Annotated in this window: 22 protein-coding genes; 1 reads left to right on the top strand and 21 read right to left on the bottom strand. The window is 68.4% G+C overall.

The genetic code is table 11. From position 1 onward, the window contains the following. Positions 1 to 192 precede the first annotated feature (192 nt). Both ACFYWI_RS03915 and ACFYWI_RS03910 read right to left on the bottom strand, forming a co-directional pair. Positions 193 to 1,776: a protein kinase gene (locus ACFYWI_RS03915; protein WP_389224815.1), complete on the bottom strand. Its 1,584-nt coding sequence runs from the start codon at positions 1,774 to 1,776 to the stop codon at positions 193 to 195. Positions 1,777 to 2,395: 619 nt separating this feature from the next. Then, the gene (locus tag ACFYWI_RS03910) at positions 2,396 to 4,015 is read right to left on the bottom strand and encodes an ATP-binding cassette domain-containing protein (RefSeq protein ID WP_389224813.1); all 1,620 of its coding nucleotides are present in this window, start codon (positions 4,013 to 4,015) and stop codon (positions 2,396 to 2,398) included. 55 nt (positions 4,016 to 4,070) lie between these two features. Between ACFYWI_RS03910 and ACFYWI_RS03905 the strand changes: the two genes are divergently transcribed. Then, entirely contained in the window at positions 4,071 to 5,084 is a 1,014-nt protein-coding gene (locus tag ACFYWI_RS03905; RefSeq protein ID WP_389224811.1) for a hypothetical protein, read from the top strand. On the opposite strand, the gene truA is transcribed toward ACFYWI_RS03905, so the two are convergent. From truA to rplX, 19 genes are all read right to left on the bottom strand, one after another. Further along, on the bottom strand, positions 5,055 to 5,924 hold the full coding sequence (gene truA / locus ACFYWI_RS03900; protein ID WP_389224809.1) for a tRNA pseudouridine(38-40) synthase TruA: 870 nt from the start codon (positions 5,922 to 5,924) through the stop codon (positions 5,055 to 5,057). The two genes, ACFYWI_RS03905 and truA, sit on opposite strands and share 30 nt — an antisense overlap. A 77-nt stretch (positions 5,925 to 6,001) precedes the next feature. Beyond that, positions 6,002 to 6,508 carry a 50S ribosomal protein L17 gene (rplQ, locus tag ACFYWI_RS03895; protein WP_389224807.1) on the bottom strand — a complete coding sequence of 169 codons (507 nt, stop codon included), beginning with the start codon at positions 6,506 to 6,508 and terminating at the stop codon, positions 6,002 to 6,004. Between the two features lie 155 nt (positions 6,509 to 6,663). Continuing rightward, positions 6,664 to 7,686 carry a DNA-directed RNA polymerase subunit alpha gene (locus tag ACFYWI_RS03890; protein ID WP_003956430.1) on the bottom strand — a complete coding sequence of 341 codons (1,023 nt, stop codon included), beginning with the start codon at positions 7,684 to 7,686 and terminating at the stop codon, positions 6,664 to 6,666. A 166-nt stretch (positions 7,687 to 7,852) separates the two neighbouring features. Next, positions 7,853 to 8,257 carry a 30S ribosomal protein S11 gene (gene rpsK / locus ACFYWI_RS03885; protein ID WP_003956432.1) on the bottom strand — a complete coding sequence of 135 codons (405 nt, stop codon included), beginning with the start codon at positions 8,255 to 8,257 and terminating at the stop codon, positions 7,853 to 7,855. 101 nt (positions 8,258 to 8,358) lie between these two features. Continuing rightward, positions 8,359 to 8,739: a 30S ribosomal protein S13 gene (rpsM, locus tag ACFYWI_RS03880; RefSeq protein WP_004946638.1), complete on the bottom strand. Its 381-nt coding sequence runs from the start codon at positions 8,737 to 8,739 to the stop codon at positions 8,359 to 8,361. A gap of 195 nt (positions 8,740 to 8,934) precedes the next feature. Next, positions 8,935 to 9,048 carry a 50S ribosomal protein L36 gene (gene rpmJ, locus ACFYWI_RS03875; protein ID WP_003956441.1) on the bottom strand — a complete coding sequence of 38 codons (114 nt, stop codon included), beginning with the start codon at positions 9,046 to 9,048 and terminating at the stop codon, positions 8,935 to 8,937. A 60-nt stretch (positions 9,049 to 9,108) separates the two neighbouring features. Then, positions 9,109 to 9,330 (bottom strand): translation initiation factor IF-1, encoded by a 222-nt coding sequence (infA, locus tag ACFYWI_RS03870; RefSeq protein WP_003956442.1) that lies wholly within the window; start codon positions 9,328 to 9,330, stop codon positions 9,109 to 9,111. A 152-nt stretch (positions 9,331 to 9,482) separates the two neighbouring features. Further along, a complete protein-coding gene (gene map, locus ACFYWI_RS03865) occupies positions 9,483 to 10,319 on the bottom strand; it encodes a type I methionyl aminopeptidase (RefSeq protein ID WP_389224805.1) in 837 nt (278 codons plus the stop codon). 121 nt (positions 10,320 to 10,440) lie between these two features. Continuing rightward, positions 10,441 to 11,106 (bottom strand): adenylate kinase, encoded by a 666-nt coding sequence (locus ACFYWI_RS03860; RefSeq protein WP_389224803.1) that lies wholly within the window; start codon positions 11,104 to 11,106, stop codon positions 10,441 to 10,443. Next, positions 11,106 to 12,425: a preprotein translocase subunit SecY gene (secY, locus tag ACFYWI_RS03855; protein WP_389224801.1), complete on the bottom strand. Its 1,320-nt coding sequence runs from the start codon at positions 12,423 to 12,425 to the stop codon at positions 11,106 to 11,108. Before secY ends, ACFYWI_RS03860 begins: the two co-directional genes overlap by 1 nt. 259 nt (positions 12,426 to 12,684) lie before the next feature. Beyond that, positions 12,685 to 13,140 carry a 50S ribosomal protein L15 gene (gene rplO / locus ACFYWI_RS03850; RefSeq protein ID WP_389224799.1) on the bottom strand — a complete coding sequence of 152 codons (456 nt, stop codon included), beginning with the start codon at positions 13,138 to 13,140 and terminating at the stop codon, positions 12,685 to 12,687. Position 13,141: 1 nt separating this feature from the next. Beyond that, positions 13,142 to 13,324 (bottom strand): 50S ribosomal protein L30, encoded by a 183-nt coding sequence (rpmD, locus tag ACFYWI_RS03845; protein WP_005313525.1) that lies wholly within the window; start codon positions 13,322 to 13,324, stop codon positions 13,142 to 13,144. After that, positions 13,324 to 13,929 carry a 30S ribosomal protein S5 gene (gene rpsE, locus ACFYWI_RS03840; RefSeq protein ID WP_020132624.1) on the bottom strand — a complete coding sequence of 202 codons (606 nt, stop codon included), beginning with the start codon at positions 13,927 to 13,929 and terminating at the stop codon, positions 13,324 to 13,326. Before rpsE ends, rpmD begins: the two co-directional genes overlap by 1 nt. A gap of 46 nt (positions 13,930 to 13,975) precedes the next feature. After that, on the bottom strand, positions 13,976 to 14,359 hold the full coding sequence (rplR, locus tag ACFYWI_RS03835; protein ID WP_100108608.1) for a 50S ribosomal protein L18: 384 nt from the start codon (positions 14,357 to 14,359) through the stop codon (positions 13,976 to 13,978). 3 nt (positions 14,360 to 14,362) lie between these two features. After that, positions 14,363 to 14,902, bottom strand: a complete 540-nt coding sequence (rplF, locus tag ACFYWI_RS03830) for a 50S ribosomal protein L6 (protein WP_389224797.1) — start codon at positions 14,900 to 14,902, stop codon at positions 14,363 to 14,365. A gap of 21 nt (positions 14,903 to 14,923) precedes the next feature. Further along, a complete protein-coding gene (rpsH, locus tag ACFYWI_RS03825) occupies positions 14,924 to 15,322 on the bottom strand; it encodes a 30S ribosomal protein S8 (RefSeq protein ID WP_005313538.1) in 399 nt (132 codons plus the stop codon). Positions 15,323 to 15,532: 210 nt separating this feature from the next. After that, the gene (locus ACFYWI_RS03820; RefSeq protein ID WP_003948630.1) at positions 15,533 to 15,718 is read right to left on the bottom strand and encodes a type Z 30S ribosomal protein S14; all 186 of its coding nucleotides are present in this window, start codon (positions 15,716 to 15,718) and stop codon (positions 15,533 to 15,535) included. A gap of 3 nt (positions 15,719 to 15,721) precedes the next feature. Continuing rightward, positions 15,722 to 16,279, bottom strand: coding sequence for a 50S ribosomal protein L5 (gene rplE / locus ACFYWI_RS03815; protein WP_347727997.1), 558 nt, complete (start codon positions 16,277 to 16,279; stop codon positions 15,722 to 15,724). After that, entirely contained in the window at positions 16,279 to 16,602 is a 324-nt protein-coding gene (rplX, locus tag ACFYWI_RS03810; RefSeq protein WP_389224794.1) for a 50S ribosomal protein L24, read from the bottom strand. Before rplX ends, rplE begins: the two co-directional genes overlap by 1 nt. Positions 16,603 to 16,604 lie beyond the last annotated feature (2 nt).

Genomic DNA, 16,604 nt, shown 5'->3' with positions numbered 1-16,604 from the left:
GGGTCCTGACAAGGCCACCCGGACGATCACGACAGCCTTGGCGGCCCTACGGGGACGCAACCCGAGTGCCTGCCGCTGGTCATCGGCCCGGTGAACCGGCGTAAGGGCCCCTCACGTGAGATAGAGCAAGCCAATACGCATAACGAACCAGAAGAATACCCGCGGTCCCCCTGGCGGGTCAAAACGCCGTCGTCAGGGGGCGCCGAGGGCCTGGGCAAGGAACCGGGCCTCGTTCTTCCTGAGCCTCGTGGCGAAGACCGCGGACCCCCCCGTCAGCGGGTCACGGATCGCGACGCTGGCCAGCAGGCGGTTGTCCCCCTGGACGATCGCCAGCATGCCCCCCGGGTCGTTCACCGGCAGGTCGCGTCCCGCGATCTTCCCGGTCAGCTCGGCGAACTTCGCACGGTCGGTGTCCTGGAACGTGACCTGGACAGCCCAGCCCTCCTGCCCCGGCTCCTTGTTCTCGAAGGCGCTGACCTCCTTGAAGCGGTTCACCGTCATCCCCGGGGCCGTCGAGGCGATGACGCACGTCTGGCGGTCGTCCGAAGTGAAGGACCGGCCGTCGGGTGCGGGGGTCCGCGAAGCGAAGTCCGTCGGCGAACCTGACGGGCACACCCCGGGGGACTCGCTCTCCACCTCCAGGATGCGTACGGGCCCGTCCGGCCGGCCCGCGGCCGTGTTCCCTTCACCGCCGCTCTCCCAGGGGCGTACGACCAGGACCACCGCGAGCACCACGGCAAGCGCGGTTCCGCCGCCCGCCCACCAGAGCCGTGTACGCGGTGCGGGAACCTCTGCCGGCAGGCGTGAGGTCGGCCGGGTCGGGGGCACCGCCTTCGTCACGGCGTCCGGCTCCACACGCCGCCGGGCGACCTCCACCGCGCGGGTCCGCCGCTCCCGGTGCCGTTCGATGGCCTCGATCCACGCCGGATTCAGCCAGTCCTCGCCACCACGGGCCTCCGGCCGCTCCCCCAGCCGGGAGGCGCACAGCTCGAGGACGTCGGCGGGAGCGGGCCGGTCCGCCGGGTCCAGCGCCAGACACGGCAGGACCAGCGGCTCGAACTCCGGCGGCAGGCCGGAGACGTCGAGCTCGCCCGTCGCGGCACGCACCAGCTGCTCCATCGCGGAGCCCGCGCCCCCGTCGCGGTACGGCGCACGGCCCACCGCGAGAAAGAACAGGGTCGCCCCCAGCGAGAAGACGTCCGAGGCGGCGGTGGTGGGTTCGCCCCGCGCCTGCTCGGGCGCGGCGTACGCGACCGTCCCGAGCGCGGCCTGCGTCCGGGTCACATCACCGGCCTGCGAGATGCCGAAGTCGATCACCCGGGGGCCTTCGGCCGGGAGCAGGACGTTCGACGGCTTCACATCGCGGTGCACCAGACCGGCCGCGTGGATCGAGACCAGGGCCTCCGCCATGCCGGCCGCCACCCAGTACAGGGCACTCGGCCCGAGGGTCCCGCACCCCTCGACCAGATCCCGCAGAGAAGGCGCGGGAATGTACTCGGTCGCCATCCACGGCACCGGGGCGTGCGCGTCCGCCTCGACGACGCTCGCTGTGAAGACGCCCCGGACGCGCTGCGCGAGCACCACCTCGCGAGCGAACCGGCGCCGGTCGTCCGCGCTGTCGGTGAGCAGCGTCTTGACTGCGACCGTACGCCCGCCGGGCGAGCGGGCGAGATAGATCCGCCCCATCCCACCGCTGGCCAGCTCGGCCAGCACCGTGAACGGCCCGAAACTCCGGTGCGCCGCTTCGATCGCGTCCGCCACCCCGTCACTCTGCATGCACGCCCCCGGGTCCGCCCCACCCCGCACAACGGCCGCCACTGTAATGGCGGTTGCCGCCCCTGGCATAGCGGCGCAAGGCCGCGGCCTCAGGGGCGGGGCCCCAGCCCCTGACCCTCCTGCGCCACGAAACCGCCCCCGGGGGTCCGACGCGAGGCTGCGGTCCCGAGGGCCCGGCCCCTGGCGTCCGGGCCAGACCCGGCCGCCCCGGGCCGCCCCCGGACCAGGACGGCCCCCCGCCCCCGGGAGGCCCGCGAGGCCGTGGTCCCGAGGCAGGCGCCCCCGGCGTCCAGGCCGAACCCGGCCGCCCTGAGGCACCAAACCGGCCCCGGACCAGGGCAAACCCTCGTCCCCGGAGGACCGACGCGAGGCTGCGGTCCCGGGGCAGGCCCCCGCCCCTGGCGTCCGGGCCGGACACGCCCCTCCGGCACGACGCCGCCCCCGGCCCGGGACCCCGCACCCCGCCATGCGGCTCTGCCGCGTGGGCCCGCCGTGGCGACGGTCACTGCATCCCGCGGACCGTCGGCATCCGTGCCACGCCCCCACCGACCACCCGCATCCCTGCCACGCCCCCGCGGACCGCCCGCATCCCTGCCACGCCCCCGCAGACCGCCCAAGGTCACCGCGCGCGCTCGACCCTCCGCTCGTCCCACACCGGCTCCGCCGTCTCCCGGACCACCCCGTCCGCGCCGAACACCAGGTACCGGTCGAAGGACCGGGCGAACCACCGGTCGTGCGTGACCGCGAGCACCGTGCCGTCGTACGCCTCCAGGCCCGTCTGGAGGGCCTCCGCCGACTCCAGGTCCAGGTTGTCCGTCGGCTCGTCCAGCAGCAGCGCCGTCGTGCCCGACAGCTCCAGCAGCAGAATCTGGAAGCGCGCCTGCTGGCCCCCCGACAGCTTCTCGAAGGGCTGGTCGCCCTGGCGTTCCAGCTCGTACCGCCGCAGGACCGACATCGCCCCGCCCCGGTCCTTCGCGTGTTCCTTCCACAGGATGTCCACCAGCGTCCGGCCCAGCAGTTCCGGATGGGCGTGCGTCTGCGCGAAATGGCCCGGCACCACCCGCGCGCCCAGCTTCCACTCGCCCGTGTGCGCCACGGACTCCCCCGCCAGCAGCCGCAGGAAGTGCGACTTGCCGGAGCCGTTCGAGCCGAGCACCGCCACCCGCTCCCCGTAGAAGACCTCCAGGGAGAACGGCTTCATCAGGCCCGTGAGCTCCAGGTCCGTGCACGTCAGCGCCCGAACCCCGGTGCGACCGCCCCGCAGTCGCATCCTGATGTCCTGCTCGCGCGGCGGCTCCGGCGGCGGGCCGGCCTCCTCGAACTTCTTGAAGCGTGTCTGCATCGCCCGGTAGCGCGACGCCATGTCGGGGCTGATCGCCGCCTGCTGCCGCAACCGGTGCACGAGCGCCTTCAGCCGTGCGTGCTCCTCGTCCCAGCGCCGCTTCAGTTCCTCGAAGCGCGCGAACCGATCCCGCCGCGCCTCGTGGAAGGTCGCGAAGCCCGCTCCGTGCACCCATACGTCCGACCCGGCCGGCCCCGGCTCCACGGCGACGATCCGCTCCGCCGCCCGCGCCAGCAGCTCCCGGTCGTGGGAGACGAACAGGACCGTCTTACGGGTCTCCTTCAGCCGGTCCTCCAGCCAGCGCTTCCCGGGGACGTCCAGATAGTTGTCCGGCTCGTCCAGCAGGAGCACCTCGTCGGGCCCCCTCAGCAGCGCCTCCAGCACCAGCCTCTTCTGCTCACCGCCGGAGAGCGTGCGCACCTGCCGCCACTGCGCCTTCTCGTACGGCACCCCCAGCGCCGCCATCGTGCACATGTCCCAGACGGTCTCGGCCTCGTACCCGCGCACCTCCGCCCAGTCGCTCAGTGCCTGTGCGTACCGCATCTGCGCGGCCTCGTCGTCGACGGTCATGATCGCGTGCTCCGCGGCGTCCACAGCGGCCGCCGCCTCCCGGATCCGCGGCTGGGCCACAGACACCAGGAGGTCCCGGACCGTGCGCTCGTCGCGCACCGATCCCACGAACTGCCGCATCACACCGAGTCCGCCGCTGACGCCCACCGAGCCGCCGTGCGGTTGCAGCTCGCCCGCGATCAGCCGCAGCAGGGTGGTTTTCCCGGCTCCGTTGGCTCCCACCAGCGCAGCTACCGCGCCGTCGCCGACGCGGAACGACGCATCACCGAGGAGCACCCGTCCGTCCGGCAGGTAGTACTCGAGATGCGCCGCTTCCACATGTCCCATGTCCCTAGTCTCACTGCCGAGGACGCCCCCGCCCAACAGGTTTAGGATGCGCGGCATGAGCTTTGGGCAGGGGGGACCTCACTGGGGCCCCGGAGGACAGGACCAGGATCCGTACGGAGGGCAGGACCCGTACGGAGGGCGGAGCCGGTTCGGGGGGCAGGGCGAGTACGGCGGACGCAACGCGTATCGAGGGCAGGACCCGTACAACTCGGGCCCGGGCGGCGGCGATCGGTTCGGGCACCGGGCGAACGACGACGCGAGCACGCCCGACTGGGCCGCGCTCGCCGACGCATCCGCCGCGCGCACCCGCCGCAAGCGGCTGCTGATGGTCGGCGGCGGCGCGCTCGCGACCGCGCTCATCGCCGGAGTCGTGGCAACCGCGATCGTCTCGTCCACCAAGGACGACGGCCGCAACACCGCCGACGACAGCATCAGCCAGCGGCCCGCGCCGCCCGATCTGCCGCAGAACACCACGGAGCCCGAGCCCTCGTTCTCCTCGGTGGCCCCGCTGCCCCCGCCGGACCCCAAGGACTTCATCTCGGACCGTAAGAAGGACACGGCGACGCTGAGCGCCGACACCCTCTTCCCCGGCAAGAAGCTCACGATGGGCGACCGCGTCTACGCCAAGGGCGCCACGGCCCGCACCGGCAACTGTGCGGCCGCCACCCGGGGCGCCCTCGGAGCGGCCCTCGAGAACAACGGCTGCGACCAGGTCTTCCGCGCCACCTACAGCGCTGGCGACATCGCGGTCACCGTCGGCGTCGCCACGTTCGAGAACGAGGCCAAGGCCAAGAAGGCGGTGCAGCAGGCGTCCGGCAGCATCGCGCCTCTGCCCGGCGCCGGAGTCCCCACGTTCTGCAAGGGCGGGCCGGTCTGCCGGTCCACGTACAACTCCTACGGCCGGTACGCCTTCATCACCTACACCGGCTACACCAAGGCCAAGTCCATCACCAAGGGAGACGACAAGGCCTTCCAGATCGGCGACGACCTGGGGGAGTTCACCTTCCGTCAGATCCGCAGACGCGGTGAGGCGCAGGCCTCAGCCGCAGCCACCGCACCCGCCGGCTGACCCGGGCAACGACCGCTTGTTGCGGGCCTCCCGGTTCCGGGCGGCCAGCAACCCGTCGGCGGGGTAACCGACTTCCTCGAGTGTGAGCCCGTGCGGCCGCACCACATGGACGGCCGAGTCCCGTACGCCCGCGGCCAGTACCTTCGCCGGCCAGTCCACCGGCCGGTGCCCGTCACCGACGAACAGCAGCGCTCCGACCAGCGAACGCACCATGTTGTGGCAGAAGGCGTCCGCGCGCACGGTCGCCGTGATGATCCCGGAGGCGTCCCGCTCCCAGGACAGCCGCTGGAGCGTGCGGATGGTCGTGGCGCCCTCGCGCTTCTTGCAGTAGGCCGCGAAGTCGTGCTCCCCCACCAGCTTCTGTGCGGCCGCGTTCATGGCCTCGACGTCCAACGGCCAGTCGTGCCACAGGACATGACTGCGCAGCAGCGGATCGACACCGCCCGGGTTGTCCGTCACCCGGTACGCGTAACGCCGCCAGATCGCCGAGAAGCGGGCGTTGAATCCGGCCGGGGCCTCCTCGACCTTCCAGACGCGCACGTCGTGCGCCAGCCGTCCGGCCAGCCGCCGCAGCAGCTTGTCCCGGTGCTCGGCCCACACCGACTCCGGCAGATCGACGTGCGCGACCTGACCACGGGCGTGCACACCGGCATCCGTACGCCCGGCGACCGTCAGCTCGTACGTCCGGGACGACCGGGTCACGGTACGCAGCGCGTCCTCGATCTCGCCCTGCACGGTCCGCTGCCCGCGGGCCTGCTTGGCCCAGCCGGAGAATTCCTTGCCGTCGTACGAAAGGTCCAGCCGCACCCGTACGTGCCCGGGCTCCACGTCATCGCTCACGCGATCAATCCTCTCAAGAGGAACGGGCCCGTTCCCCACGTGGGGAACGGGCCCGCTCAACCAGCCTTGAAGCAGGCTCAGGCGTCCTTCGACTCCTCGGCCGGAGCCTCGGCAGCCTCGTCGGCCTTGGTCTCCTCGACCTTGGACTCCGCGGCCTTGGCGTCGGACTCCTTGACCGCGCGCTTGGTGGCGGCCTCGGCCTCGTCGACGGTCGCCTTCTTCGCGATCTCACCCTCGACCAGCTCGATCACAGCCATCGGGGCGTTGTCGCCACGACGGTTGCCGATCTTGGTGATACGGGTGTAGCCGCCCGGGCGCTCGGCGTAACGCGGAGCGATCTCGGTGAAGAGCGTGTGGACGATGCCCTTGTCCGTGATCGTCTGCAGCACCAGGCGACGGTTGTGGATGTCGCCCTTCTTCGCCTTGGTGATCAGGCGCTCGGCGACCGGACGCAGGCGGCGGGCCTTGGCCTCGGTCGTGGTGATGCGGCCGTGCTCGAACAGCGACTTCGCCAGGTTCGCGAGAAGCAGACGCTCGTGCGCGGCGCTGCCGCCGAAACGGGCTCCCTTGGTGGGACGCGGCATGGTGTTTCTCCTTGTGATCTGCACCGGCCGTATCAGGTACCGGTGTCAGTTACCGGCGGACGGCCGCCCGCCGGAAGCTTTCACGCCCGCCGGACGGGTCCGAAGATCGGACCCGTCCGGCTTGTGAGGACAGCGCCTCAGCCGTGGCGTACGGCTCAGTACTGCTCGGTCTCCACGAAGCCCGCGTCCGCGTCGTCGTCGGCGCCGAAGGCGTCGGCGGCAGCGGTCGGGTCGAATCCGGGCGGGCTGTCCTTGAGGGCCAGGCCCATGCCGGCCAGCTTCGCCTTGACCTCGTCGATCGACTTCGCACCGAAGTTGCGGATGTCGAGCAGGTCGGCCTCGGAGCGCGCGACGAGCTCACCCACGGAGTGGATGCCCTCGCGCTTGAGGCAGTTGTACGACCGAACGGTGAGCTCGAGCTCCTCGATCGGCAGGGCCAGATCGGCGGCCAGGGCGGCGTCCGTCGGGGACGGGCCCATGTCGATGCCCTCGGCGTCGATGTTGAGCTCGCGGGCGAGACCGAACAGCTCGACCAGGGTCTTACCGGCGGACGCCATGGCGTCACGCGGGCGCATGGCCTGCTTGGTCTCGACGTCGACGATCAGCTTGTCGAAGTCGGTGCGCTGCTCGACACGGGTCGCCTCGACCTTGTACGTGACCTTGAGCACCGGCGAGTAGATCGAGTCGACCGGAATACGGCCGATCTCCTGGCCCACCTGCTTGTTCTGCACGGCGGAGACGTAGCCGCGACCGCGCTCGACGGTCAGCTCCATCTCCAGCTTGCCCTTGCCGTTCAGCGTGGCGAGGACCAGGTCGGGGTTGTGCACCTCGACACCGGCCGGAGGGGCGATGTCGGCGGCGGTGACCAGACCCGGACCCTGCTTGCGCAGGTACATCACGACCGGCTCGTCGTGCTCCGAGGAGACGACCAGCTGCTTGATGTTCAGGATCAGGTCGGTGACGTCCTCCTTGACGCCCGGCACGGTGGTGAACTCGTGCAGGACACCGTCGATGCGGATGGACGTGACCGCCGCACCCGGGATCGAGGAGAGGAGCGTACGGCGGAGGGAGTTGCCGAGCGTGTAGCCGAAGCCCGGCTCCAGCGGCTCGATCACGAACCGCGAGCGGTATTCGTCGACGACCTCTTCGGTCAGCGAGGGACGCTGAGCGATCAGCATGGTGTGTTTCCTTCAGTCGGGGGCGCCCGCTATTTGACGCCCGACTCACCGGGCGGTGGCCCGGTACTCCAAATTACTGCACTACTGCAAGGGTACGGGCGATACGACCCCGAAGGGGCGTACCGCCCGAATCCCACATCTGCCACAGATGCGTCAGCACCTGAGGTCAGACGCGCCTCCGCTTGGGGGGACGGCAGCCGTTGTGCGGCGTGGGGGTGACGTCCTGGATGGAACCGACCTCGAGGCCCGTGGCCTGGAGGGAACGGATCGCGGTCTCACGGCCGGAGCCGGGACCCTTGACGAAGACGTCGACCTTGCGCATCCCGTGCTCCTGCGCGCGGCGGGCGGCCGACTCGGCGGCCATCTGCGCGGCGAAGGGGGTGGACTTGCGCGAGCCCTTGAAGCCGACGTGGCCGGCGGAGGCCCAGGAGATCACGTTGCCGCTCGGGTCCGTGATGGACACGATCGTGTTGTTGAACGTGCTCTTGATGTGCGCGTGGCCGTGAGCGACGTTCTTCTTTTCCTTGCGGCGCACCTTCTTGGCAGCGCCCTGACGTCCCTTGGGGGGCATGTCTTAACTCCTACGGAGGTGGTCGGTCCTACAGCGAAGACCGCTGGCTGTGCGGGGGCTCGGGGGTCGCCCCCCGATATCCCGCAGCGTCCTGCTGCGGACTACTTCTTGCCCGGCTTCTTCTTGCCGGCGATGGCGCGACGCGGGCCCTTGCGGGTACGCGCGTTCGTGCTGGTGCGCTGGCCGTGGACCGGCAGGCCGCGACGGTGACGCAGACCCTGGTAGCAGCCGATCTCGACCTTGCGGCGGATGTCGGCCTGGATCTCGCGACGGAGGTCACCCTCGGTCTTGAGGTTGGCGTCCACGTACTCGCGGATCTTGACCAGGTCCTCTTCGGCCAGGTCACGAACGCGGGTGTTCGGGTTCACACCGGTCGCGGCGAGAGTCGCCTTCGACTGGGTGCGGCCGATACCGAAGACGTAGGTGAGTGCGACCTCCACACGCTTGTCGCGCGGGATGTCAACACCGGAAACGCGTGCCATTCAATGGCTCCTGTGTGTTCGGGGGTCTTCCGCAGTACCGCTCCCGACCGCCGACCTCTCCTGGATCAGGAGAGGTGGTACGCCCGGGTCCCCGGCCCCCGCCGGAGGTGTCGTCAGCCGTGGCTTGGACGGGCACTGCGTATGTACGAATTACTTACGTCGCGCGAAGAACTGCGAGGTGCAGGTCGGCGTGCGTCAGCCCTGGCGCTGCTTGTGGCGCAGGTTGTCGCAGATGACCATGACCCGGCCGTGACGGCGGATCACCTTGCACTTGTCGCAGATCTTCTTGACGCTCGGCTTGACCTTCATGGGATGTGAGGTTCTCCGGGTCAGTGCCACCACCCGCGCGGAGGCGGGTGCGGGCAAGATCTACTTGTACCGGTAGACGATCCGGCCACGCGTCAGGTCATACGGAGAGAGCTCCACCACGACCCGGTCGTCCGGGAGGATACGGATGTAGTGCATCCGCATCTTGCCGGAGATGTGCGCGAGGACCTTGTGACCGTTCTGGAGTTCCACCTTGAACATGGCGTTCGGGAGGGACTCGATCACGGTGCCCTCGATTTCGATGGCACCTTGCTTCTTGGCCACGCTTCGCCTTTCGAATCGGCTACCTTGATCGACTCTCGTCGCCGTATGCGGACACACGGGTGCACGAGAGCCGACGCATCAGTCTACGTCAGGGCATTCGAAAAGACGAATCCGGCAAGTCTGCCCATCCGCAGAGATCGTTACGCGCGGCTTCAGGCCAGAGGGTCCGGAGCAGCCGTGACGCCCAGCTCGGCGAGCTTCGCCCGGCCGCAGTCGGGGGCCGTCAGCACCAGCGGACCCGCCTCGGTCAGCGCCACCGAGTGCTCCCAGTGCGAGGACCAGGTGGCGTCCGTCGTGATGACGGTCCAGTCGTCCTTCAGCACCTCGGTGTGCGGGGTGCCGAGCGAGACCATCGGCTCGATCGCGAGGCAGAAGCCGGGGACCAGCTTCGGGCCGCGGCCGCGCTTCCTGGAGACGTAGTTCAGCAGATGCGGGTCCATGTGCATCTCGGTGCCGATGCCGTGGCCGCCGTACTCCTCGATGATCCCGTACTTGCCGCCGCCCGGCTTCGGCTGGCGGCGGATGTAGGTCTCGATGGCACGGGAGACGTCGACGAGCCGGTTGCCGTTCTTCATCGCGGCGATACCGGCCCACATCGACTCCTCGGTGACCCGGGAGAGCTCGATCAGCTCCGGCGCGTGGCCCGTGCCCACGAACGCCGTGTACGCCGCGTCCCCGTGCCAGCCGTCCACGATCGCGCCGGCGTCGATGGAGATGACGTCGCCGTCCTTGAGGACCGTCTTGTCGTCGGGGATGCCGTGGACGACAACCTCGTTGACCGAGGTGCAGATCGTCGCGGGGAACCCGCCGTAGCCGAGGAAGTTGGACTTCGCTCCGTGGTCGGAGATCACCTTGCGCGCGACCTCGTCCAGATCGCGGGTGGTGGCGCCGGGGACCGCGGCCTCACGGGTGGCCTCGTGGATGGCGGCGACGACAAGTCCCGCCTCGCGCATCTTCGCGATCTGCTCGGGGGTCTTGATCTGCACCATTGCGGCGGGCGCCTTTCTGGCTCGGGTTTCCGGCTCCGGTAGGGGCCTGTCAACAATACGGCCGCGGCATCCGATGGACACCGCGGCCGTACTCTGTGCGTTCTGTGCTGCTGCCCGCGGCTCAGGCCTGGGCGGCCTTGTCCACCTGCAGCGCCTCCATCGCCCGGGCGGTCACCTCGGCGACCGTACCCAGCGCGGAAATGGTGACCAGCAGGCCCTGGGCCTTGTAGTAGTCGATGATCGGCTCGGTCTGCGTGTGGTAGACCTCGAGCCGCTTGCGCACGGTCTCCTCGGAGTCGTCGTCGCGCTGGTACAGCTCGCCGCCGCAGACGTCGCAGACACCCTCGGTCTTCGGCGGGGCGTACGTCACGTGGAACACGTGCGCGCTGTCGTTGCGGCAGATGCGGCGGCCCGCGATCCGCTTGACGACCTCGTCCTCGGGGACCTCCAGGTCGAGCACGGAGTCCAGCTTCACCCCGTCCTCTTCCAGGGCGGCGTCGAGCGCCTCGGCCTGGGAGACGTTGCGCGGGAAGCCGTCCAGCAGAAAGCCGTTGCCGGCGTCCGGCTGGGCCATGCGCTCCCGGGCCATCGCGATGGTGATCTCGTCGGGGACCAGGTTGCCGGCGTCCATGTACGCCTTGGCCCGCTTCCCCAGCTCCGTGCCTTGGGAGATGTTGGCCCTGAAGAGGTCGCCCGTGGAGATGTGCGGGATCGACAGACTCTTGGCGAGGAACGCTGCCTGCGTTCCCTTCCCTGCACCGGGCGGTCCGACGAGGACGATTCGCATCAGCGGAGGAACCCTTCGTAATTGCGCTGCTGGAGCTGGCTCTCGATCTGCTTCACGGTCTCCAGACCCACACCCACGATGATGAGGATGCTCGTCCCGCCGAACGGGAAGTTCTGGTTCGCGCCTCCGAAGCCTGCCAACGCCATCGTCGGGACAAGAGCAATCAGACCCAGGTACAGCGAGCCCGGCCAAGTGATCCTGTTGAGCACGTAGCTCAGGTACTCGGCAGTAGGTCGACCTGCCCGGATACCCGGGATGAAGCCACCATACTTCTTCATGTTGTCCGCGACTTCCTCGGGGTTGAACGAGATCGCCACATAGAAGAAGGCGAAGAACACGATCAGAAGGAAGTACGTAGCGATGTAGTAGGGGTGGTCACCCTTGACGAAGTGGGCTTCGATCCAGGTTTTCCAGCCGGCGTTCGAGCTGGAGAACTGCGCGACGAGCGCCGGGATGTAGAGCAGCGACGAGGCGAAGATGACGGGAATCACACCCGCCTGGTTCACCTTGAGGGGGATGTATGTGGACGTACCGCCGTAGGACCTGCGGCCGATCATCCGCTTCGCGTACTGCACCGGGATACGGCGCTGGGCCTGCTCGACGAAGACGACGAGAGCCACCATCACGAAGCCGATCAGGATGACCGTGCTGAACTCGATCCAGCCCTTGGCGAGCTTGCCGCTCTCCTTGATGGCCCACAGGGCTCCGGGGAAGCCGGCGGCGATAGAGATGAACATCAGGATCGACATGCCGTTGCCGATGCCGCGGTCGGTGATCAGCTCACCGAGCCACATGACGGCCGCGGTGCCCGCGGTCATGGTGACGACCATGACGACCGTGGTGAAGATCGAGCGGTCCGGAACGATCTCGGTCGCCACCTGACAGCCGCTGAAGAGCGCACCGCTGCGGGCGGTGGCCACCAGGCCGGTGCCCTGCAGCACGGCGAGTGCCACCGTGAGGTAACGCGTGTACTGCGTGATCTTCGCGGTGCCGGACTGACCCTCCTTCTTGAGGGCCTCCAGCCGCGGGATGACCACGGTCAGCAGCTGCAGGATGATGCTCGCCGTGATGTACGGCATGATGCCGAGCGCGAAGATGGTGATCTGCAGCAGCGCGCCGCCGCTGAACATGTTCACCAGCCCGAACAGGCTGTTGTTGCCCTTCTGGGCCGCTTCCACACAGATCTGTACGTTCTGATAACTCACGCCCGGGACCGGAATATGGGACCCGAGGCGGTACAGAACGATGATGGCAAGTGTGAAGAGCAGCTTCTTGCGCAGGTCGGGCGTCTTGAACGCCCGGGCGAACGCGGTGAGCACGGTGCCTCCTGCGACCCCCGCGCTTCTGCGTCAGAGGTGACGGTCTTGAGGATCGACGAATACGTATCGGGCAAGAGCCGCACGGAACACCCCTGCGGACGTACCGCGCGGCGGGGGTCCGGGGGCATGCCCCCGGGGTGAATACAGCAACAGTGCACGCCACCTTACCGGCGACCATGCCCCCCTTGGAACGACCAACCGGGGATGCCCCTTTTGAGAGGCATCCCCGGTCGGATGTTCAAGCCATCGAGGCGTCTTCTCAGACGAGCTCGGTGACGGTGCCGCCGACGGCGGCAATCTTCTCCTTGGCGGAGCCGGAGACGGCGTCAACCGTCACCTGCAGCGCCACGGAGATCTCGCCCTGGCCCAGGACCTTGACGAGGCTGTTCTTGCGCACGGCACCCTTGTCGACCAGGTCGGCAACGGTGACCTCGCCACCCTGCGGGTACAGGGCGGCCAGCTTGTCCAGGTTCACGACCTGGTACTCGGTGCGGAACGGGTTCTTGAAGCCCTTGAGCTTCGGGAGACGCATGTGGAGGGGCATCTGCCCACCCTCGAAGCGCTCCGGAACCTGGTAACGGGCCTTGGTGCCCTTGGTACCACGACCGGCCGTCTTACCCTTCGACGCCTCACCACGACCGACACGGGTCTTCGCGGTCTTGGCACCGGGGGCGGGACGGAGGTTGTGGACCTTCAGCGGCTTCTGCTCCGCCATATCAGTCGACCTCCTCGACCGTCACGAGGTGGCGGACGGTGTGCACCATGCCGCGGAACTCGGGACGGTCCTCCTTGACGACCACGTCGTTCAGGCGCTTGAGCCCGAGCGAACGCAGGGTGTCGCGGTGGTTCTGCTTGCTGCCGATGTACGACTTCGTCTGCGTGATCTTGAGGCGGGCCATCACGCACCCGCTCCCGCACGCGCACGCAGCAGAGCCGCGGGGGCGACGTCCTCGAGCGGCAGACCACGGCGAGCCGCGATCTCCTCGGGACGCTGCAGGCCCTTCAGGGCCTCCACGGTCGCGTGCACGATGTTGATCGCGTTGGAGGAGCCGAGCGACTTCGACAGGATGTCGTGCACGCCCGCGCACTCGAGCACGGCGCGCACCGGGCCACCGGCGATAACACCGGTACCGGGGGAAGCAGGCTTGAGCAGGACGACGCCCGCGGCCTTCTCGCCCGTGATCGGGTGCGGGATGGTGCCCTGGATACGGGGGACCTTGAAGAAGTGCTTCTTGGCCTCCTCAACACCCTTGGCGATGGCGGCCGGCACCTCCTTGGCCTTGCCGTAACCGACGCCGACGGTGCCGTCACCATCGCCCACCACGACCAGCGCGGTGAAGCTGAAGCGACGACCACCCTTCACAACCTTGGCGACGCGGTTGATCGCGACAACGCGCTCAACGTACGCGGTCTTCTCGGCGGCAGCTGCGCCGCCGTCGCGACCCTTCCGGTCCCGCCGCTCGCCGCCACCGGCACCGCTTCCGCGGCGCTGGGGTCCAGCCATTGGATTTACCTCTCTCTGTTACGTCCGTTAGTCCCGGAACCGGGGCTCAGAACTTCAGCCCGGCTTCGCGGGCGGCGTCAGCCAGAGCGGCAATGCGCCCGGCGTACCTGTTGCCACCACGGTCGAACACGACGGCCTCGACGCCGGCGGCCTTGGCGCGCTCGGCGACCAGGGAACCGACCTGCTTGGCCTGGGCGCTCTTGTCGCCCTCGCCGCCACGGATCGAGGTGTCCAGGGTCGACGCCGACGCGAGCGTGTGGCCCGCGATGTCGTCGATGACCTGAGCCACGATGTGGCGGTTGGAGCGCGTCACGACCAGGCGCGGACGCTCCGGCGTACCGGAGACGTGCTTGCGGACGCGGATGTGGCGGCGCTTGATGGCGGCGCGCTTGTACGCGTCACCCTTGGCGATCTTTACACCGTATGCCATGGCTTACTTACCCGCCTTTCCGACCTTGCGGCGGATGACCTCGCCGGCATACTTCACGCCCTTGGCCTTGTACGGGTCGGGCTTGCGCAGCTTGCGGATGTTAGCGGCGACCTCGCCGACCTTCTGCTTGTCGATGCCCTCGACCGAGAACTTGGTCGGCGACTCGACCTTGAAGGAGATGCCCTCGGGCGCCTCCACCAGGATCGAGTGGCTGTAGCCGAGCTGGAACTCCAGGTTGGAGCCCTTCGCGGCGACGCGGTAACCGACACCGCTGATCTCGAGCGCCTTGACGTATCCCTGGGTCACACCGGTGATCATGTTCGCCACCAGCGTGCGGGACAGGCCGTGCAGGGCCTTGTTCTGACGCTCGTCGTTGGGGCGGGTGACGCTGAGAACGCCGTCCTCGCCCTTAACAATCTCGATCGGCGCGGCAACGGTGTGCGTGAGGGTGCCCTTGGAACCCTTCACGGTGACCGTGCGGCCATCGATGGTGACGTCCACACCGGCGGGAACCTGGATGGGGAGCTTGCCGATTCGCGACATTAGCTTTTCCTCCGTTCCCGACTACCAGACGTAGGCGAGGACTTCCCCACCCACGCCCTTCTTCTGCGCCTGCTGGCCGGTCAGGAGACCGTGGGACGTGGAGATGATCGCCACGCCCAGGCCGCCGAGCACCTTCGGCAGGTTGGTGGACTTCGCGTACACGCGCAGACCCGGCTTCGAGATGCGCTTGATGCCGGCGATCGAACGCTCACGGTTCGGGCCGAACTTCAGCTCGAGGACGAGGTTCTTGCCGACCTCGGCGTCCTCGACCTTCCAGCCGGTGATGAAACCCTCCTGCTGGAGGATCTCCGCGATGTGCGACTTGATCTTGCTGTGCGGCATCACGACGGAGTCGTGGTATGCCGAGTTCGCGTTACGCAGACGCGTCAACATGTCTGCGATCGGATCAGTCATGGTCATGAATTGGCCTTCGGCCTCTCTCGCCGGGGTTTCCTGTATGCGCCATCCCTCTCCCCACTCAGTGGCGGGACGGGTGCGGTGCGGGGACCTACGGCGTAGTAAGTCGGTCAGGGCGACGGGCGCCCAACCCCACAAGCCTACGGCATGTGAGGGAGGGCTCCCACCGACCAGATACTTACCGAGAGCTTCCGGTGATTCCCAACGAGGGAATTACCAGGAGCTCTTGGTCACGCCCGGCAGCTCGCCACGGTGAGCCATCTCACGAAGGCACACGCGGCACAGGCCGAACTTGCGGTAGACGGAGTGGGGACGACCGCAACGCTGGCAGCGCGTGTAACCACGCACGCCGAACTTGGGCTTACGGGCGGCCTTGGCAATGAGAGCCTTCTTCGCCACGGCTCACGCCTCCTTGAACGGGAAGCCGAGGTGACGGAGAAGGGCACGGCCCTCAGCGTCGTTGGTCGCCGTGGTGACCACGGTGATGTCCATACCCCGGACGCGGTCGATCTTGTCCTGGTCGATCTCGTGGAACATGACCTGCTCCGTGAGACCGAAGGTGTAGTTGCCACGGCCGTCGAACTGCTTGGGGGACAGACCACGGAAGTCGCGGATGCGCGGAAGCGCGAGCGACAGGGTGCGGTCCAGGAACTCCCACATGCGGTCGCCACGAAGAGTGACGTGGGCACCGATCGGCTGGCCCTCACGCAGCTTGAACTGCGCGATGGACTTACGGGCCTTGGTGACGGCCGGCTTCTGGCCGGTGATCGTGGTGAGGTCCTTGATGGCACCATCGATCAGCTTGGAGTCGCGGGCGGCGTCGCCCACACCCATGTTGACCACGATCTTGACGAGGCCGGGAACCTGCATGACGTTCTCGTACGAGAACTCCTCACGCAGCTTGCCCGCGATCTCCTCGCGGTACTTCGTCTTGAGACGCGGAGTGGTGGTGGTAGCCATCAGATGTCCTCACCCGTCCGCTTGGCAACGCGGATCTTGTTGCCCTCGTCGTCGAAGCGGTAACCGACGCGCGTGACGACCTTGCTGCCGTCCTTCTCCACGACGAGCTGAACGTTGCTCACGTGAATGGGGGCCTCGGTCGTCACAATGCCACCGGTCTGCGAACCGCGAGCGGTCTGGCCGGCCTTGGTGTGCTTCTTGACCCGGTTGACACCCTCGACCAGGACGCGGTCCTCGCGGGGGAAGGCCGCGATGACCTTGCCCTGCTTGCCCTTGTCCTTGCCGGTGATGACCTGAACCAGGTCGCCCTTCTTGATCTTCATGC

The sequence above is a fragment of the Streptomyces sp. NPDC002889 genome, from assembly GCF_042888425.1.
Classification (GTDB): Bacteria; Actinomycetota; Actinomycetes; order Streptomycetales; family Streptomycetaceae; genus Streptomyces.
This window is presented reverse-complemented; position numbering and strand designations above follow the sequence as displayed.

What these genes read in the sequence shown, in the direction of transcription:
- ACFYWI_RS03915 (WP_389224815.1), bottom strand. Translation starts at nt 1,776, where the DNA reads ATGCAGAGTGACGGGGTGGCGGACGCGATCGAAGCGGCGCACCGGAGT.
- ACFYWI_RS03910 (WP_389224813.1), bottom strand. Translation starts at nt 4,015, where the DNA reads ATGGGACATGTGGAAGCGGCGCATCTCGAGTACTACCTGCCGGACGGA.
- ACFYWI_RS03905 (WP_389224811.1), top strand. Translation starts at nt 4,071, where the DNA reads ATGAGCTTTGGGCAGGGGGGACCTCACTGGGGCCCCGGAGGACAGGAC.
- rplQ (WP_389224807.1), bottom strand. Translation starts at nt 6,508, where the DNA reads ATGCCGCGTCCCACCAAGGGAGCCCGTTTCGGCGGCAGCGCCGCGCAC.
- ACFYWI_RS03890 (WP_003956430.1), bottom strand. Translation starts at nt 7,686, where the DNA reads ATGCTGATCGCTCAGCGTCCCTCGCTGACCGAAGAGGTCGTCGACGAA.
- rpsK (WP_003956432.1), bottom strand. Translation starts at nt 8,257, where the DNA reads ATGCCCCCCAAGGGACGTCAGGGCGCTGCCAAGAAGGTGCGCCGCAAG.
- rpsM (WP_004946638.1), bottom strand. Translation starts at nt 8,739, where the DNA reads ATGGCACGCGTTTCCGGTGTTGACATCCCGCGCGACAAGCGTGTGGAG.
- rpmJ (WP_003956441.1), bottom strand. Translation starts at nt 9,048, where the DNA reads ATGAAGGTCAAGCCGAGCGTCAAGAAGATCTGCGACAAGTGCAAGGTG.
- map (WP_389224805.1), bottom strand. Translation starts at nt 10,319, where the DNA reads ATGGTGCAGATCAAGACCCCCGAGCAGATCGCGAAGATGCGCGAGGCG.
- ACFYWI_RS03860 (WP_389224803.1), bottom strand. Translation starts at nt 11,106, where the DNA reads ATGCGAATCGTCCTCGTCGGACCGCCCGGTGCAGGGAAGGGAACGCAG.
- rplO (WP_389224799.1), bottom strand. Translation starts at nt 13,140, where the DNA reads ATGGCGGAGCAGAAGCCGCTGAAGGTCCACAACCTCCGTCCCGCCCCC.
- rpmD (WP_005313525.1), bottom strand. Translation starts at nt 13,324, where the DNA reads ATGGCCCGCCTCAAGATCACGCAGACGAAGTCGTACATCGGCAGCAAG.
- rpsE (WP_020132624.1), bottom strand. Translation starts at nt 13,929, where the DNA reads ATGGCTGGACCCCAGCGCCGCGGAAGCGGTGCCGGTGGCGGCGAGCGG.
- rplR (WP_100108608.1), bottom strand. Translation starts at nt 14,359, where the DNA reads ATGGCATACGGTGTAAAGATCGCCAAGGGTGACGCGTACAAGCGCGCC.
- rplF (WP_389224797.1), bottom strand. Translation starts at nt 14,902, where the DNA reads ATGTCGCGAATCGGCAAGCTCCCCATCCAGGTTCCCGCCGGTGTGGAC.
- rpsH (WP_005313538.1), bottom strand. Translation starts at nt 15,322, where the DNA reads ATGACCATGACTGATCCGATCGCAGACATGTTGACGCGTCTGCGTAAC.
- rplE (WP_347727997.1), bottom strand. Translation starts at nt 16,279, where the DNA reads ATGGCTACCACCACCACTCCGCGTCTCAAGACGAAGTACCGCGAGGAG.
- rplX (WP_389224794.1), bottom strand. Translation starts at nt 16,602, where the DNA reads ATGAAGATCAAGAAGGGCGACCTGGTTCAGGTCATCACCGGCAAGGAC.